This is a genomic window from Blastococcus sp. SYSU DS0539, assembly GCF_054050855.1.
This window is the reverse complement of sequence record NZ_JBJHAF010000005.1, coordinates 154,549-170,842: the sequence shown is the minus strand read 5'-3', so window position 1 is coordinate 170,842 and position 16,294 is coordinate 154,549. Positions and strand designations below refer to the sequence as shown.

16 protein-coding genes are annotated in these 16,294 nt (G+C 75.9%); 3 read left to right on the top strand and 13 right to left on the bottom strand.

Annotated elements, in window-relative coordinates:
• Position 1: 1 nt before the first annotated feature.
• The 11 genes from ACI790_RS08515 to ACI790_RS08465 all read right to left on the bottom strand — a co-directional run bounded on the left by ACI790_RS08515 (position 2) and on the right by ACI790_RS08465 (position 11,042).
• Entirely contained in the window at positions 2-631 is a 630-nt protein-coding gene (locus ACI790_RS08515) for a TlpA family protein disulfide reductase (protein WP_456569361.1), read from the bottom strand.
• The gene (locus ACI790_RS08510; protein WP_456569360.1) at positions 628-1,263 is read right to left on the bottom strand and encodes a histidine phosphatase family protein; all 636 of its coding nucleotides are present in this window, start codon (positions 1,261-1,263) and stop codon (positions 628-630) included. Before ACI790_RS08510 ends, ACI790_RS08515 begins: the two co-directional genes overlap by 4 nt.
• Positions 1,260-2,627, bottom strand: coding sequence for a glutamate-1-semialdehyde 2,1-aminomutase (gene hemL, locus ACI790_RS08505; RefSeq protein ID WP_456569359.1), 1,368 nt, complete (start codon positions 2,625-2,627; stop codon positions 1,260-1,262). Before hemL ends, ACI790_RS08510 begins: the two co-directional genes overlap by 4 nt.
• On the bottom strand, positions 2,624-3,109 hold the full coding sequence (locus tag ACI790_RS08500; RefSeq protein ID WP_456569358.1) for a hypothetical protein: 486 nt from the start codon (positions 3,107-3,109) through the stop codon (positions 2,624-2,626). The genes hemL and ACI790_RS08500 overlap by 4 nt, the downstream gene beginning before the upstream one ends.
• Positions 3,110-3,132: 23 nt before the next feature.
• Positions 3,133-4,149 carry a porphobilinogen synthase gene (gene hemB / locus ACI790_RS08495; protein ID WP_456569357.1) on the bottom strand — a complete coding sequence of 339 codons (1,017 nt, stop codon included), beginning with the start codon at positions 4,147-4,149 and terminating at the stop codon, positions 3,133-3,135.
• Positions 4,146-5,690 carry a uroporphyrinogen-III synthase gene (locus ACI790_RS08490; RefSeq protein ID WP_456569356.1) on the bottom strand — a complete coding sequence of 515 codons (1,545 nt, stop codon included), beginning with the start codon at positions 5,688-5,690 and terminating at the stop codon, positions 4,146-4,148. Before ACI790_RS08490 ends, hemB begins: the two co-directional genes overlap by 4 nt.
• Positions 5,691-5,811: 121 nt before the next feature.
• Positions 5,812-6,792, bottom strand: coding sequence for a hydroxymethylbilane synthase (hemC, locus tag ACI790_RS08485; RefSeq protein WP_456569355.1), 981 nt, complete (start codon positions 6,790-6,792; stop codon positions 5,812-5,814).
• Positions 6,789-8,141, bottom strand: a complete 1,353-nt coding sequence (locus ACI790_RS08480) for a glutamyl-tRNA reductase (RefSeq protein WP_456569354.1) — start codon at positions 8,139-8,141, stop codon at positions 6,789-6,791. The genes hemC and ACI790_RS08480 overlap by 4 nt, the downstream gene beginning before the upstream one ends.
• Before the next feature lie 73 nt (positions 8,142-8,214).
• The gene (locus tag ACI790_RS08475; protein ID WP_456569353.1) at positions 8,215-8,874 is read right to left on the bottom strand and encodes a redox-sensing transcriptional repressor Rex; all 660 of its coding nucleotides are present in this window, start codon (positions 8,872-8,874) and stop codon (positions 8,215-8,217) included.
• 286 nt (positions 8,875-9,160) lie between these two features.
• The gene (locus tag ACI790_RS08470) at positions 9,161-9,409 is read right to left on the bottom strand and encodes a glutaredoxin family protein (RefSeq protein WP_456569352.1); all 249 of its coding nucleotides are present in this window, start codon (positions 9,407-9,409) and stop codon (positions 9,161-9,163) included.
• Positions 9,402-11,042 carry an AMP-binding protein gene (locus ACI790_RS08465; RefSeq protein ID WP_456569351.1) on the bottom strand — a complete coding sequence of 547 codons (1,641 nt, stop codon included), beginning with the start codon at positions 11,040-11,042 and terminating at the stop codon, positions 9,402-9,404. Before ACI790_RS08465 ends, ACI790_RS08470 begins: the two co-directional genes overlap by 8 nt.
• A gap of 202 nt (positions 11,043-11,244) precedes the next feature.
• Here ACI790_RS08465 and ACI790_RS08460 point away from each other — a divergent pair, with 202 nt between their 5' ends.
• The 3 genes from ACI790_RS08460 (at position 11,245) to ACI790_RS08450 (ending at position 14,277) form a co-directional block, all read left to right on the top strand.
• Positions 11,245-12,012, top strand: coding sequence for a sigma-70 family RNA polymerase sigma factor (locus tag ACI790_RS08460; RefSeq protein ID WP_456569350.1), 768 nt, complete (start codon positions 11,245-11,247; stop codon positions 12,010-12,012).
• 100 nt (positions 12,013-12,112) lie between these two features.
• A complete protein-coding gene (locus ACI790_RS08455) occupies positions 12,113-13,255 on the top strand; it encodes a DUF5667 domain-containing protein (RefSeq protein ID WP_456569349.1) in 1,143 nt (380 codons plus the stop codon).
• Positions 13,256-13,362: 107 nt separating this feature from the next.
• The gene (locus ACI790_RS08450) at positions 13,363-14,277 is read left to right on the top strand and encodes an HAD family hydrolase (RefSeq protein ID WP_456569348.1); all 915 of its coding nucleotides are present in this window, start codon (positions 13,363-13,365) and stop codon (positions 14,275-14,277) included.
• 9 nt (positions 14,278-14,286) lie between these two features.
• Here the strand turns inward: ACI790_RS08450 and ACI790_RS08445 are convergent, their stop codons facing one another.
• Both ACI790_RS08445 and ACI790_RS08440 read right to left on the bottom strand, forming a co-directional pair.
• A complete protein-coding gene (locus ACI790_RS08445) occupies positions 14,287-15,195 on the bottom strand; it encodes a lysophospholipid acyltransferase family protein (RefSeq protein ID WP_456569347.1) in 909 nt (302 codons plus the stop codon).
• The gene (locus ACI790_RS08440; RefSeq protein ID WP_456569346.1) at positions 15,188-16,294 is read right to left on the bottom strand and encodes an NAD-dependent epimerase/dehydratase family protein; all 1,107 of its coding nucleotides are present in this window, start codon (positions 16,292-16,294) and stop codon (positions 15,188-15,190) included. Before ACI790_RS08440 ends, ACI790_RS08445 begins: the two co-directional genes overlap by 8 nt.

Below are 16,294 nucleotides of genomic sequence, written 5' to 3'. Positions count from 1 at the left end.
GTCAGACCTCCGCCAGCAGCAGGTCGAGGGTGCTGCGCAGGTCCTCCTGGGACACCTCGGCGGTGAAGACGGCGGCCACCCGGCCCTCCCGGTCCAGCACGACGGTCGACGGGATCGCCGTCGCCGGGTAGTCGCGGAAGGCCAGGGCCACCTCGCCGCGCGGGTCGTAGATCGAGGGGAACTCGATGCCGAAGCGCTCGACGAAGGCCAGCGCGAACTGGTCGCTGGTCTCCTTGACGTTCAGCCCGAGGAACTGCACGCCCTGGTCCCGCACGTCGGCGTAGACCTCCTGGAACTCCGGCGTCTCCACCCGGCAGGGCGCGCACCAGGAGCCCCAGAAGTTGAGCACCGCGATGTCGCCGTCGAGCTCGGCGGAGGAGAACTCCCCGCCGCCGAGCAGCGTGCCGGCGAACTCCGGCGCCGCGGCCCGCTCGGCCTCCGGGATCACCTCACCGCGCGGCGTGCCGGCGACGAACCGGAACTCCCCGCCGTTGTTGACCTGCACCGCGTCGGCGCCGGTGCTGCACCCGGTGAGCAGCGCAGCGGCCGTCAGCGCGGCCGCGAGCACCCGCCGACCGGGGTTCCCGCGGAGACGGAGCACGCCGGCGGAGCGATCCCGTGGAGTGGTCATGCGCCCGGCACCGCGTCGGGATCGGTGGCGCCGGCCGGCTCAGCGTAGGAGACGCCCGCGAGCCGGTCGCCGTCGTAGGTGAGGGACGTGACGCTGGCCAGCGAGCACTCCCGGCGGCGCGGGTCGTGGGCGAACCGGCGGCCCTCGACGTGCAGCCGGGTGGCCCAGATGGGCAGCTGGTGGCTGACCAGCACGGCCTCGTGCCCGCGGGCGGCGTCGCGGGCGGCCTCGACGGCGGCGAGCATCCGCGCCGCGATCGCCACGTACGGCTCGCCCCAGGAGGGCTGGAAGGGGTTGCGCAGCTTCCACCAGTTGCGCGGGGCCCGGAAGACGCCGCCCCCGCCGCCGACGACCATGCCCTCGAAGGCGTTGCCCGCCTCGATGATCCGCTCGTCGATCACCACCTCGAGCCCGGTGGCCTCCGCGAGCGGGCGGATGGTCTGCTGCGCCCGCTCCAGCGGGCTGGACACCAGGTGGGTGACGTCGTGCCCGGCGAACCAGTCCGCGGCGCGGCGGGCCATGTCCTCCCCCGCGGCGGACAGCCGGAACCCGGGCAGCCGGCCGTAGAGCACGCCGCCGGGGTTGTGCACCTCGCCGTGCCGGAGCAGGTGGACGACGGTCGTCCGGCTCATGAGGACCGCTCGCTGTCCAGCGCGCCGGTGCGGTGGGTCGCCACCTCGGCCGCGGCCCGCGCCGCGGCGGGGAGCGCCTCGAGCACCCGGTCCAGGGCTTCCCCGGAGAGCTGCGCGTTGACGAACCAGGCCTCGAACGCCGAGGGCGGCAGGTACACCCCGCGGGCGAGCAGCGCGTGGAAGAACGCGGTGTAGCGGTCGACGTCCTGGGTGCGGGCGTCGTCGTAGTCGCGCACCTGGCGCTCGTCGGGCACGAAGAAGATCGAGAACATGTTGCCGGCCTGCTGCACGCGGTGCGGCACCCCCTCGGCGAACAGCGCCGCGCTGGCGGCGCCACGCAGCACGGCGGACACCTCGTCGCAGTGCGCGTAGACGTCGTCGGTGCAGTTCCGCAGGGTGGCCAGCCCGGCGGCGACCGCGACCGGGTTCCCCGACAGCGTGCCTGCCTGGTAGACCGGCCCGCTCGGCGCGAGGTGGGCCATCAGGTCGGCGCGGCCGCCGAACGCGGCCGCGGGCAGCCCGCCGCCCATCACCTTGCCGAAGGTGAACAGGTCGGCGTCGACGGGGTCGAGGCCGTACCAGCCCGAGCGCGACACCCGGAAGCCGGTCATGACCTCGTCGAGGATCAGCAGCGCGCCGTGCGCGGCGGTGATCCGGCGCAGCTCGGCGTTGAAGCCGTCCAGCGGCGGGACGACGCCCATGTTGCCGGCGGCGGCCTCGCTGATGACGGCCGCGATCTCGCTGCCCCGCTCGGCGAAGACGGCCTCGACGGCGGCGACGTCGTTGTAGGGCAGCACGATCGTGTCGGCGGCCGCACCGGTGGTCACCCCGGGGGTGTCCGGCAGCCCGAGCGTGGCGACGCCCGAGCCGGCCGAGGCCAGCAGCGCGTCGACGTGGCCGTGGTAGTTGCCGGCGAACTTGACCAGGAGCGGCCGGCCGGTGGTGCCGCGGGCCAGCCGGACGGCCGAGAGCACCGCCTCGGTGCCGGAGTTGACCAGCCGCACCCGCTCCACGGGCGCCACCCGGTCGCGGATCTCCTCGGCGAGGTCGAGCTCGCCCTCGGTCGGGGCGCCGAACGACAGCCCCCGCCCGGCCGCCGTGGCCACCGCGTCGACGACGGCGGGGTGTGCGTGCCCGAGGATCATCGGGCCCCACGAGCTGACCAGGTCGACGTAGCGCCGCCCGTCGGCGTCGGTGATCCAGGGACCGGAGCCCTCCACCATGAAGCGCGGGGTGCCGCCCACGGCGCGGAAGGCGCGGACGGGCGAGTTCACGCCACCGGGGGTGATCTCCTGCCCGCGGGCGAAGAGGCCGGCCGAGACGGGGGCCTCGTAGGTGTAGGGCGAGCTGTCCAGCGAGGTCACGGACCCAGTGTCCCCTCTGTTCCCCGGGACCGGTCAGAGGCATGGCGCACACCGGCCAGGAGCGCGGCCCGCAGCGCGGCGGGGTCGCGGGTGGGCACCAGCACGGTGCGTCCGTCGTTCAGCCGCAGCGGGAGGCCGGTGCGGCCGCGGGGCAGCGACCAGCCGCCGCCGCCCAGCACCGGCGCGCCGGCGTCCACGCCCTGGCCGGTGTCCCGGAGCGCGGCGCCGTCGACGTCGCGGAGCGGCACCTGCTCCCGGCCGACGGCCAGCCCGTCCGCGTCGACCCGCACCGTCCAGACCCGCCGGGCCGACAGGCAACCGAGCGCGACGGTGCCCGGCACCGCGACCAGGGCGACCAGCCACAGCAGCGGGGGGACGTCGGGGCCGGGCAGCACGAGGTCCCAGACGAGGAAGAGCCCGAGGGCCCCGGTGACCGTCCAGAACGGCCGCCAGGAGCCCCCGGGCTCGACGTACGGATCCACCGTGCTGTCCCCCACCCGGCCGATCAGCGCCCGAGGAGCCGCGCGGCCTCGACCGCCCAATAGGTGAGCACCTGACCGGCGCCCGCCCGGCGGATGGCGATGAGCGTCTCGAGGATCGCCCGCTCGCGGTCCACCCAGCCGTTGGCGGCGGCCGCCTCGACCATCGCGTACTCGCCGCTGACCTGGTACGCGCTCACCGGCACGTCGACCGCGTCGGCCACCCGGGCCACGATGTCCAGGTAGGGCAGCGCGGGCTTGACCATGACGGCGTCCGCGCCCTCGGCGAGGTCCTGCCGGACCTCGCGCAGCGCCTCGTCGGCGTTCGGCGGGTCCATCTGGTAGCTCGCGCGGTCGCCGAACTGCGGGGCTCCCTCGGCGGCCTCGCGGAACGGGCCGTAGAAGCTCGACGCGTACTTGGCGGCGTAGGCGAGGATCGGCACCTCGGTGAAGGCGGCGCTGTCCAGCCCCGCGCGGATCGCCGCCACCTGGCCGTCCATCATCCCGCTGGGCGCCACCAGGTGGGCCCCGGCCTGCGCCTGGGCGATCGCCACGGCGGCGTACCGGTCCAGCGTGGGGTCGTTGTCCACGACCCCGGCCGGGGTGACGACGCCGCAGTGCCCGTGGTCGGTGTACTCGCACAGGCAGAGGTCGGCCATGAGCACCAGCTCGTCGCCCAGGTCCGACCGCAGCTGCTGCAGCGCCACGTTGACGATGCCGTCGGCGGCGTCGGCCTGGGAGCCGATCGGGTCCTTCTCCGCGGGGATGCCGAAGAGCATCAGCCCGCCGATGCCGGCCTCGGCGGCCTCCTGCGCGGCCTTCCGGAGCGAGTCCGGCGTGTGCTGGACGACGCCGGGCATCGAGCTGATCGGGACCGGTGCGTCGATGCCCTGCTTGACGAAGACCGGCAGCACCAGGTCGGCCGGGGCCAGCCGGGTCTGCGCGGTCAGCCGCCGCAGCGCGGGCGTCGACCGCAGCCGCCGCCCCCGCGCGAAGCCCGGGTTCGCGCCCCCGTTCATCGGTGAGCTCGCAAGGTCGCTCACTTGCCCTCGCCGTCCTCCGCCTCGCGCAGCGACAGGGCGTACTCGGCGAGCGCGTCGACCAGCGGGGCGACCGCGGCGATCTCCGGCTGGACGTCGACCCGCAGCCCGAACTCCTGGGCGCTGGCCGCCGTCGCCGGGCCGATCACCGCGACGACGGTCTTCGCGTGCGGCTTGCCGGCGATGCCGACCAGGTTGCGCACGGTGCTCGACGAGGTGAAGCAGACGGCGTCGAAGCCGCCGCCCTTGATCGCCTCGCGCACCGACGCGGCCGGCGGCGCGGCGCGCACCGTCCGGTAGGCGGTGACGTCGTCGATCTCCCAGCCCCGCTCGACCAGGCCGGCCGCCAGGGTCTCGGTGGCGATGTCGGCGCGCGGCAGCAGCACCCGCTCGATCGGGTCGAGGACGTCGTCGTACTCGGGGAAGTCGGCCAGCAGGCCCTGGCTGGACTGCTCGCCGGTCGGCACGAGCTCGGGCTGGATGCCGAAGGCGCGCACGGCCTCGGCGGTCTGCTCGCCGACGCAGGCGACCTTGACCCCGGCGAAGGCGCGGGCGTCGAGGCCGAGCTCCACGAACTTCTCGCGGACGGCCTTCACCGCGTTCACCGAGGTGAACACGATCCAGCCGTAGCGGCCGGTGACCAGGCCCTTGATGGCGCGGTCCATCTGGGCGGGGCTGCGCGGCGGCTCGACGGCGATCGTCGGCACCTCGACCGGCACCGCGCCGTAGGCGCGCAGCCGGTCGCTCATCTCGCCGGCCTGGTCCTTGGTGCGCGGCACCAGCACCCGCCAGCCGAACAGCGGGCGGCTCTCCCACCACGACATGCGGGCCCGCTTGTCGACGGCCGTCCCGATGGTGGCGACGACCTGCCCGCTCAGGGGGTCGAGGCCGGCAGTCTTCTCGGCCACGGCGGAGAGCTTGGCGACGATGCTCTTCTGGCCCGTCCCGGAGCCACCGGTGGTGACCACGACCGGGGTGCTGCCGGACAGCCCGCCCTCGACCAGCCGCACGGCGGCATCGGGGAGCTGGTCGGCGGTCCCCTGCAGGACGAGCGTGCCGCCGGCCGCGGTGGCGGCCCCGGCCAGCGCGGTGACGTCGACACCGCTGCGCAGGTCGGCGGTCACCGCGGTGCTGCCCAGCGCGACCCCGGCGAAGGCGGGGACGGCGGTCGCGGTGGCGACGCCGGGAACCACGTCGAAGGGAACGGAGGTGCGGCCGACGGCGACCACCTCCTTGACCACCTCGTCGGAGGTGTAGGGGTCACCGGTGACCAGGCGGACGACCACCGAGCCGTTCTTGGCCGCCGCGACGGCGCCCTTGGCGACGTCGGCGGGCTCGCCGGACACCGGGGTCAGCTCGGTGCCCGGGTTCGCCTCGCGGACGGCGTCCTGGACGGCGGGCGGGACGTCGGGGTCGACGAGGACCACCGCGGCCTCGGCCAGCGCCGCGGTGGCGCGGGCGGTGAGCATGCCCGGGTCGCCCGGGCCGGCGCCGACGAACACGACCCGGCCGGACTGGCCTGCGGTCTTGCGGAAGCGCGTCATCGCGTGCTCCTGATCCTGGCCCGGGAGTCCCGGGCGTGTGTCATGGCCCGGTACCGGGCCGATGGGGGGGTCTGGGGGTGGTGCGGGGCGGTGGACGCCGCCGGGGACCTCGCGGCCCCGGTCACGCTCCGGCCGCCATGAGGGCGGCCGCGCCGCGGTCGAGCAGCTCGGCGGCGAGGGCGCGGCCCAGCGCGCCGGCGTCGGGCAGCGGGCCGGTCAGCGAGCCGCGCACGGCGTCGCTGCCGTCGATCGCCGTCACCGAGGCGCGGAGGTAGAGCTCCGGCCCGGCCTCGCCCTCGGCGACCTCCGCGTAGGCGGCCACCGGGGCGCTGCACCCGGCCTCGAGCGCGGCGAGGGTCGCCCGCTCGGCCACCACGCAGGCGCGGGTGGCGGTGTCCTCGAGCCGGCCCAGCAGCTCCCGGGTGCGGGCGTCGCTGGTGCGGCACTCCACGGCGAGGGCTCCCTGGGCCGGGGCCGGCAGCACCTGCAGGGGGTCGAGGGTCTCGGTGATCCGGTCGGTGCGGCCGATCCGGCTGAGCCCGGCGCGGGCCAGGACGACGGCGTCCAGGTCGCCCTGGCCACCCGCCGAGCCGGCCACCCGGCCGAGCCGGGTGTCGACGTTGCCCCGGATCGGCACGATCTCCAGGCCGAGCCCGAGGGCCCGCAGCTGGGCGACCCGGCGCGGCGCGCCGGTGCCGATCCGCGCGCCGGGCGGGAGTTCGCCGAGGGTGAGCCCGTCCCGGGCGACCAGGGCGTCGCGCGGGTCCTCCCGCACCGGCACCGCGGCGAGGCTGAGGCCGGGCTCCGGCGCCGTGGGGAGGTCCTTGTAGCTGTGCACCGCCAGGTCGACGGCGCCGGCCAGCAGCGCCCGGCGGATCGCCGCGACGAACACGCCCGTGCTGCCCATCTGCGCGATGGTGGCCTGCGAGCGGTCGCCCTCGGTGCTGATCAGCACGAGCTCCACCGGCACGCCGGTGGCGGCGGTGAGCGCGTCGGCGACGGCCTGCGACTGGGTCCGCGCCAGGACGCTGGCCCGGGTGCCGAGCCGGAGCGGGACGCCGGCGCCCGCGGCGGTGGTGGTCTGCGCCTCGATGGCGGTCATGCCGGGCCTCCCGGACGGTCGGGGTCGACGGTGACGGCGTCGGCCAGCCGGCCCGCCCCGGGCGTGACGTCGGCGTCGATGCCCAGGCCGAACAGCGCCCGCAGGGCCCCGGCGTAGTCCGTGCCGCCCGGCGTGGCGGCCAGTTCCTTCACCCGCACGGTCGGCTCGTGCAGCAGCTTGTCGACGACGCGGCGCACGGTGCGGGCGATCTCGGCCCGGGCCCGCGCGTCCAGGTCGGGCAGCCGGCCCGACAGGCGGAGCAGCTCGGCGTCGACGACCTCGGCGGCCTGGCTGCGCAGCGCGGACACCGTCGGCCCGACCTCGGCGGCCTGGCGCTCGGCGCGCAGCAGCGCGGTCTCGGTCTCGATCATGGCGCGCGCGGTGGTGATGTCGTCGGCGGCGACCGGGCCGGGCGAGGACTCGCCGTCACGCCGCTCGCCCTGCAGCAGGGCGAGGTCGACGACGTGCACCCCGGGCAGCGCGGCCACGCCCGGGTCGACGTCGCGGGGCAGCGCCAGGTCGATGACGACCAGCGGCCGGTCGCCGCGACCGGTCATCGCCGCGGCGACGACGTCGGTGGTCACGACCAGCCCGGTGGCGCCGGTGCAGGTGAGCAGCACGTCGGCGGCGGCCAGCTCCTCGGCCATGCGGTCCAGCGCCGCGGTACGCCCGCCGACGGTCTCGGCGAGCCGGTGCGCGGAGGCCTCGGTGCGGCTGCTGACGACGACGTCGGCGCCGCGGCGGGCCAGCGTGGTCGCGGCCAGCGCGCCCATCGAGCCGGCGCCGACCACGAGCACGGGGCGCCCGGCGAGCGCACCGACGCGGGCCTCGGCCCGGTCGAGGGCGACCGAGACCAGCGAGGCGCCGGCCCGGTCGATGCCGGTCTCGGAGTGCACCCGCTTGCCCACCCGCAGCGCGCGCTGCGCGATCGGGTGCAGCGCCCGGCCGACCGTGCCCTCCTCGCGGGCCAGGGCGTAGGCCGCGCGCAGCTGCCCGAGCACCTGGGTCTCCCCGACGACCATCGAGTCCAGCCCAGCGGCCACCGTGAACAGGTGGGCGACGGCCTGGTCCTCGTAGTGCACGGTGACGTACGGGGACAGCTCCTCCACCGTGGCCCCGGCCTGCCGGGCCAGCACCCGGCTGACGTCGGTGACGCCGCCGTGGAAGCGCTCGACCTCGGCGAACACCTCGACCCGGTTGCAGGTCGCCAGCACCAGGGCCTCGCTGACGTGGTCGCTGCCGACCAGCTCGTGCAGCGCCTTGACCCGGTCGTCGCCGCCCATCGCGAACTGCTCGAGCAGCGCGACCGGCGCGGTCTGGTGGCTCACACCCACCGCCAGGAGGCTCATGAGTCCTCCTCGCCGGCATTGGTGGGGCGCATCCGCGGGCTCGTCCCACCCATGGCGGAACTCGCGAGCTCGTTCACGCTGACTCCTCCCCCACGGTCGTGCGCTGCTGGCCGAGGAAGGCCAGCACCTGCAGCTCGACGGAGAGGTCGACGTGGCGGACGTCGACACCCGCCGGGGCCGACAGCGTCACGGGCGCGAAGTTCAAGATGCTCCTCACCCCGGCCGCGGACAGCCGGTCGCAGACCTGCTGCGCGACGTCGGCCGGGGTCGCGATGACCCCGATGGAGGCCTGCGTGCTCGCCACGGTGCCCTCCAGGTCGGTCGTGTCCTGCACCGTCAGCCCCCCGATGCGGCGGCCGATCCGGTCGGGCGCGGCGTCGAAGAGGCCGACGAACTCGAAGCCCCGGCTGCCGAAGCCCGCGTAGTCCGCGAGCGCGGTGCCGAGGTTCCCGATGCCGACGAGCACGCAGGCCCGGGACTGCTCGGCGCCCAGCACCCGCGCGATCCGCTCGCGGAGCGCGCGCACCTCGTAGCCGACCCCCCGCACGCCGCAGGAGCCCAGGTGGGACAGGTCCTTGCGCAGCCCGGCCGGGTTGACGCCGGCCGCGGAGGCGAGTTCACCGGAGGAGACGGTGGTCCGGCCGCCGTCGGCGAAGCTGGTCAGCACCCGCAGGTACACGGCCAGACGTGCGACGGTGGCCTCCGGGATGGTCCGGGGCCGCGGCTGGATCACGGGGCACTCCACAGCGGTCGCACCCGGGAACCCGGCGGGCGCCGGGGCGGAGCTGCGACATCAGGACGCGAGCAGCACGTGCTCGCGTCCGCCACGGTAGCCGCTTGTGAACGCAGGAACAAAGTCGCCGGACGGGCCCCGGCCCGCTGACCTGGCCGGATCCGGCGACAGGTGTGGCCGAGACCACCCTAACCGCCGGGGGGGTCCACCCGGACGGGGGGTCCGGGACGGTGGCGCCGCCGGCGCCGGCCCGCCCCGGCCGCCGGGCCCGGCGGTCCGGCGGCGGTCAGTCCAGCCCGAGATCCCGCCGCAGGCGGGGGACGTCGAGGGTGAAGTAGGAGTGCTCCCGCCCGTCCAGGAGCAGCACCGGCACCCGGTCGCCGTACTCGGCCTGGAGCTCCGGATCGGCGTCGACGTCGACCTGCCGCGGTTCCAGTCCGGCCCGGGCGGCGATCGGGGCCAGCTGCTCGGCCGCGGTGAGGCAGAGGTGGCAGCCGTCCCGCACCAGCAGCTGCAGCCGCGGCTGCTCACCCACCGGTGGGCTCCCCGGCCCCGGCCGGGACCGTCGCCTCGGCGCCGGCCGCCGCCTCGGCCTCGGCCTCGGTGAGGCCGAGCTCCCGCAGCCGGGCCCGACTGACCTTGCCGGTCAGCGAGTGCGGCAGCGACGGGAGGAAGTGCACCGACGTCGGCACCTTGTACCGGGCCAGGGACTCCGCCGCGTGCGCCTGGAGCTGCTCCACGGTGAGGCTCTCCCCCGGCGCCAGGACGACGACGGCCCGGACCGCCGCGCCGGTGCGCTGGGAGGGGATGCCGATGACCGCGCTCTCCACGACGGCCGGGTGCTGGTCGAGGACGCGCTCCACCTCGGCCGGGTAGACGTTGAACCCGCTGACCAGGACGAGGTCGCTGCGCCGGTCGACCAGGTGCAGGTCGCCGTCGGCGTCGCGGTAGGCGAGGTCCCCCGTGCCGAGCCAGCCGTCGGCGTCGGGCCCGTCGACGCCGTCGGGCCAGTAGCCGGAGAAGAGGTTGGGGCCGCGCACCCAGATCTCGCCCGGCCCCTCGTCGGCGTCGTCGGCGTCCCCGGCCTCCTCGTCGGCGCCCCCGCTGCGCCCGGCGTCCTCGCCGCCCTCCTCACCCGCGGACGGCTCCGCGGTGTCCGCGCCGATCATGGCGGTGTCGCGCAGCGCCAGCTCCAGCCCCGGCAGCGGGCCGCCGATGCACGCCGGCTTGGCGCGGCCGGTGGCCAGGGTGCTGGCCACCACGGGCGCCGCCTCGGTCAGGCCGTAGCCCTCCCACACGGTGACCGCCGCGCGCTCGCGCATCGCCGTCCAGATGTCCTCGGGCAGCGGCGCGGCCCCGGCGGAGGCGATCCGCACCGCGGCGAAGCCCCGCCGCAGCTCGGCGTCGCTGCCGGCGGCGTCGGCCGCGGCGAGCCACGCCTGGTACATCGGCGGAGCGCCCGGCACGGCGGTGACCTGCTCCTCCGCCATGACCGCCAGCGATCCGCGCGGGTCGAAGGTCTCCAGCAGCACGGCGCAGGCGCCGGTGGCGGCGACCAGGCCGAAGCCGGCGTTCAGCCCGTAGACGTGGAACAGCGGGAGCACCAGCAGGACCCGGTCGTCGGTCCGCACGGGCGGCGGCGTCATCGCCAGGCACTGCTCCTGGTTGGCCCGGAGCGCCGCGGAGGTGAGCATGGCGCCGCGCGGTAGCCCGGTGGTCCCGCTGGTGTAGCAGAGGAAGGCCAGCGCCTCCGGGTCGTCGGGCACCGCGGCGGGCGGGCCGTCCGCCTCGGGCGGCCCCGCGCAGACCGGCACGCCGGCCGGCGAGTCACGCTCGGCGGCGGTCACCAGCAGCGACGCGCGGGAGTCGGTGAGGACGTGCTCGAGCTCCGGGTCGGTGTAGGCGGTGTTCACCGGGACGACGACCAGCCCGGCCCGGAGCGCGCCGAGGACCGCGCGCAGCCAGTCGAGCCCGTTCGGCAGCTGGACGGCGACCCGCTCCCCGGGGGTGAGCCGGCGGCCGGCGTACCCGGCCGCGACCCGGTCCACCGCCGCGTCGAGCTCGCCCCAGGTCAGCCGCCGGTCCCCGGCCACCACGGCCGGCGCCCCGGGGTCGCGCTGCGCGGCGGTGCGGACGAGCGCGGCGAGCGAGGTGCCTGCCTCGGACACTGGCTTCTCCTGTCGTCGGTGCGGCGCGCAGCCGGGCTCCGGCGCGCGCTCGGGGGCGCGTGCGGGCAGGCTGCCGTGGACGGGCTGGGCCGATGTTGTCACCATGGGCCCTGCGCCGCAGCCCGCGCGCGCCGTTCCGGCGCGCGCGGTGAACCAGCACGGTCCAGGCATCCGCGGGCCGACGAGGAGGTCGATCGCCCGCATGCCGCACCCGCTGGACGCCGGGCGCCCGGCCGACGCGGCCGCCCGGCCCGGGGCCGGTCCGCGCCCCACGCCGTTCCCCCGGTCGAGCTCCGAGGCGCTGGCCGTCCCCGGCTCCGCCGCGGTTCCCGGGACGCCGGCGGAGCCGGCTGAGGACCCCGCCGGGCTACCCGCCGACGTCGTCGAGGAGCTCGCGGCCCGGTCCGGTGCCGGCACGGCCGGGGACGTCGACGTCTGGGCGCTGGTCCGCCGGGCACAGGGCGGGGACGCCGAGGCGTTCGGGCAGCTCTACGACCACTACGTGACGCTGGTGCACCGGTACGCCTACCACCGGGTCGGGGACCGGGCCACGGCCGAGGACATCACGAGCGAGACGTTCGTGCGGGCGCTCAGGCGGATCGACTCGCTGTCGTTCCAGGGGCGCGACGTGGGCGCCTGGCTGGTCACCATCGCGCGCAACATCATCCGCGACCAGGTGAAGAGCAGCCGGTTCCGCCTGGAGATCAGCACGGCCGACATGCGCGACGCCGACCGCGCCACCGACGGCCCCGAGGACGCGGTGCTCCAGCACCTCACCAACGAGCAGCTGCTCGCCTGCGTGAGACAGCTGGGGAGCGAGCAACAGGAGTGCATCGTGCTGCGCTTCCTGCACGGTCTGTCCGTGTCCGAGACTGCCGAGATCATGGGCAAGAAGGACGGCGCCATCAAGGCGCTCCAGCACCGGGCGGTCCGGCGGCTGGCGAGCCTGCTCCCGGAGGGCCTGCGGTGACCCGGGCGCGCTGCGCCCGCGTAACCGACCGGACCTCCTCGTCGTTGGACACGCCACAGCGTGCTCCCGGCGGGAGCGGGACGAGGACGGGAGGTGGCGAGTGATCCGGCACGACGACGGCTCGACCCTGACCGGCCCCGATCCCGAGGCCGCGATCGTCGCCCGCCTCGAGTCCCTCGCCACCCAGCTGGACACCGGCCCCGACCCGCAGTACCGGGCACGGGCACGCACCCGCCTGGTGGCGATGGCCGCGGTCCGCACCCCCGAGCCGGCCCCCCGCTCGCTGCGCGACCGCCTGCTGGCGGCCCGGGCGGTCGACCGGCCACCGTCCCGCTGGCGCGGCCGGATCACCGCGGGGCTGGCCGGCGCGGCCGTGGGCGTGACCGGGCTGGCGGCGCTGGTCGCCGTCGCGGCCGGCGCGCAGCCCGGCGACCCGCTCTACGACCTCAAGCGCGGCACCGAGCAGACCCAGCTGGCGCTGGCCGGCGACAGCCGGGGGCAGACCCTCCTCGAGCTGGCGAGCACCCGGCTCGACGAGCTCGGGCTGATCCTCGGCGAGGGGGACGCCGCACTGGTCGGGCGCACGCTCGCCGCGATGGACCAGCACACCACGGAGGGGGCCGCCTGGCTCACCGAGCGCGCGGTGCGGACCCGGGAGACCGAGCCCCTCCAGGCCCTGGCCCGGTGGACGGCCGAGCAGTCCGCCGGCCTGTCCGCACTGGCGGCGACCGTCCCGGCCGGCGCGGAGCCCGCCTTCGACCGGTCCGCCGACCTGCTGGGAGCCCTGACCGTCCGCGCCGAGAGCCTGCGGGCGGCGCTGGGCTGCGCGGCCGGCCCGGCCACCGTCGGCGCCGACGCCCTGGGCCCGGTTCCCGGTCTCTGCCTGGCGGAGAGCCCGCCGGAGGTGGTCGAGGCCCCGCCCACCACCATCCAGCCCGATCCCGGCACGGGTGCTCCGCCGGCGGCGGACCCGGCCGCCCCGTCGGCTCCGGCGACGCCCGAGCCCTCGGACGCCGGCACCGCCCCTCCGAACCCGCGGGGCCCCGGGCAGAACCCCGTCCCGACGCAGGTCCCGGTGCCGACGCCGGGGAGTGGCGTCCTGCCGACCCTGCCCGACCCCCCGCCGCCTGTCGGTTCCGGTGCCGGCCCGGCCCGGACGCCGCCACCACCCGTGATCGCCGTCCCGCTGCCGGGGCCGATCCGGATCTGCCTGCCACCGCTGGCCACCATCGGGGACTGCTGACCACGGTCTGACCGCGAGCCGGGATCCGGCTAGGGTCGCAGGGTCGGTGCCGGGGCAGCGGTCAGCACGTCCCGGCAGATCGAGACGGAGCGGATCAGGAGGTCGCAGTGCCCCGACTGCCGGTACGCGGGCGCCGGGCCGCGCAGGCCGCGGAGCGGACCGCCGAGGAGACCCGGGCGCACGTCGCCGGAGCGGCGTCGGCCGCGGCCGCCGACGTCGCGGCGCCGTCGGTCGTCGAGCCCGACCTCACCGCGGCGGCCTTCTTCGACGTCGACAACACGATGATGATGGGCGCGTCGCTGTTCTGGTTCGCCCGCGGGCTGGCCGCCCGCAAGTACTTCTCCAGCCGCGACCTGGCCAGCTTCGTCTGGCAGCAGGCGAAGTTCCGCATCGCCGGCAACGAGAGCGCCGACGACATGCACACCATCCGCGAGAACGCGCTGGCCTTCGTCGCCGGCCGCCAGGTCTCCGAGATCATGCAGGCCGGCGAGGAGATCTACGACGAGCTGATGGCCGACCGGATCTGGTCGGGCACCCGTGTCCTCGCGCAGAAGCACCTGGACGCCGGCCAGCGGGTGTGGCTGGTGACGGCCACGCCGGTCGAGCTGGCGTCGATCATCGCGCAGCGGCTCGGCCTGACCGGCGCCCTCGGCACCGTCTCGGAGATCGTCGACGGCCAGTACACCGGCCGGCTGGTCGGGGAGCTCATGCACGGCCCGGCGAAGGCCGAGGCCGTCCTCGCCCTGGCCGAGCGGGAGGGCCTGGACCTGTCCCGGTGCACCGCCTACAGCGACTCGGCCAACGACCTGCCGATGCTGTCGCTGACCGGAACGGCGGTGGCGGTGAACCCAGACACCGAGCTGCGCGCCGTCGCCCGCGCCCGCGGCTGGACGATCCGCGACTACCGGACCGGCCGCAAGGCGGCGAAGATCGGCGTTCCCACGGTGGCGGCGGCCGCGCTGTCGGGCGGGCTGGTGGGCGGCGCGCTCGCGCTGCGCCGGCGCCAGAAGTTCCCGTTCTGAGCCGTCGGGCTACCCGAACACGCTCTTCCGGCGGAGGAGCAGCTGGTAGAGCGAGTGCTGGATGGTCTCGCGCACCTGGTCGGTGAGGTTGAAGACCAGCATCGGGTCCTCGGCGGCGGCCGGGCCGTAGGACGCCGTCTCGATCGGCTCGCCGAAGGCGATGAGCCACTTCGACGGCAGCGGCACCAGGCCGAGGGGGCCCAGCAGCGGGAACGTGGGCGTGACCGGGAAGTAGGGCAGGCCCAGCAGCCGGGCGGCGGTCTTCGCGTTGCCGATCATCGGATAGATCTCCTCGGCGCCGACGATCGCGCACGGGATGATCGGCGCCCCGGTCCGCAGGGCCGCCGAGACGAAGCCACCGCGGCCGAAGCGCTGGAGGGTGTACCGCTCGCGGAACGGCTTCCCGATGCCCTTGAACCCCTCGGGGAAGACGCCGACCAGCTCCCCCTCCGTGAGCAGCCGCTCGGCGTCCTCGTTGCAGGCCAGCGTGGCGCCGAGCTTGCGCGCCATGGCGCCGACCACCGGGATCTCGAACACGAGGTCGGCGCCGAGCAGGCGGAACCGCCGGGCGGCGGGGTGCTCGTCGTGCAGCGCGACGGTGGTCATCAGCGCGTCGATCGGCAGCGTGCCCGAGTGGTTGGCCACCACCAGCGCACCGCTGTCGGCCGGCACGTTCTCCAGCCCCAGGGTCTCCACGCGGAACCACCTGCGGAACAGCGGGCGGAGCGCCGGCAGCAGGACGTGGTCGGCCAGGTCGGGGTCGAAACCGAACTCGTCGGTGGGGTAGTCACCGGTCACCCGGCGCTGCAGGAACTCCACCCCGCCGGTGAGCTGCTCCTCCCAGCCCGGCGGCGGCGCCGCGGGGACGAAGGGCTCGTCGTCGTCCGGCCGTAGCGGGATCACGCGCGCCTCAGGCATCGCGCACCGCCCGCAGGCCGGGCGCCGGGGGTGCCGGGCGCAGCCGCTGCTCCACGGCGCTCGCCGTGTCACCGACCCGGCCGAGCACCGAGCGCAGCCCTCCCGCGATCGTGCGCACGGCACCCGGGTCGATGACCGGGGCGACGGTGCGGGCGTAGTCGGCCAGCGCGGCCTCCGTGGTGTATCGGGGGGTGTGGCCGAACTCGGTTCGCAAGACGGTGGTGTCCACGACCCGGCCGAAGTTCAGGAACCGCATCTGCTCGGGCGAGTAGTCCACGAAGCCGAAGCGGCGGGAGACCCGGCCGACCGAGCCGAGCGTCGGCGAGGGCAGCGGCAGCTGGATCCGGCCGAGCCGGCGGATCGCCTGCGACAGCAGCAGGGTGCCCTGCCCGCCCACGTTGACGGTGCCGACGAAGTCGCCGGTGGTGGCGCGGGTGAGCACCGCGAGGGCGTCGTCCTCGTGGAGCAGCTGCACCCGGGCGTCGTAGCCCAGCGCGGTGGGGACCACCGGCATGCGCAGGAAACCGGTGAGCAGCGAGTCGATCCGCGGACCGATGAAGTTGGTGAAGCGCAGCACGGCGACGTCCACGTCGGGACGGCGACGGCCGAAGGAGCGCACGTAGCCCTCGATGTCCACGCTGTCCTTGGCAAAACCACCCGAGGGGACCTGCCGCGCCTGCATGGTCTCGGTGAAGACCGCGGGGTCGCGCGAGGAGGCGCCGTACACCGCACTGGTGGACTTGAGCACGAACCGGCGCACCGACGGCGCCCGCTGGCAGGCGGCCAGCAGCTGCATCGTGCCGATGACGTTGAGCTCCTTCATCGGCACCCGCCCACCGGAACCGGCGGGCGTGGAGCTGATGTTCATGTGCACGACGGTGTCGACCGACGCCGCTGCGATGACCTTCCCGATCAACGGGTTGCGGATGTCGGCCCGGACGAACTCCGTGCGGCCGAGCCGGCGCAGCATCTCCGGCGACGGCGGGACGGTGTCCACGCCGATGACGCGCGTGATCCGCGGATCAGCTGCGAGCTCGGCCGCCAGCGCGCCGCCCAACCACCGGCTCACACCGGTGACCAGGACGACCGCGGGCGGCAC

Excerpts from the sequence above, each read along its gene's own strand:
- ACI790_RS08460 (WP_456569350.1), top strand. The coding sequence starts at position 11,245 with ATGCCGCACCCGCTGGACGCCGGGCGCCCGGCCGACGCGGCCGCCCGG.
- ACI790_RS08490 (WP_456569356.1), bottom strand. The coding sequence starts at position 5,690 with ATGACGCGCTTCCGCAAGACCGCAGGCCAGTCCGGCCGGGTCGTGTTC.
- ACI790_RS08445 (WP_456569347.1), bottom strand. The coding sequence starts at position 15,195 with ATGCCTGAGGCGCGCGTGATCCCGCTACGGCCGGACGACGACGAGCCC.
- hemC (WP_456569355.1), bottom strand. The coding sequence starts at position 6,792 with ATGACCGCCATCGAGGCGCAGACCACCACCGCCGCGGGCGCCGGCGTC.
- ACI790_RS08510 (WP_456569360.1), bottom strand. The coding sequence starts at position 1,263 with ATGAGCCGGACGACCGTCGTCCACCTGCTCCGGCACGGCGAGGTGCAC.
- ACI790_RS08480 (WP_456569354.1), bottom strand. The coding sequence starts at position 8,141 with ATGAGCCTCCTGGCGGTGGGTGTGAGCCACCAGACCGCGCCGGTCGCG.
- ACI790_RS08515 (WP_456569361.1), bottom strand. The coding sequence starts at position 631 with ATGACCACTCCACGGGATCGCTCCGCCGGCGTGCTCCGTCTCCGCGGG.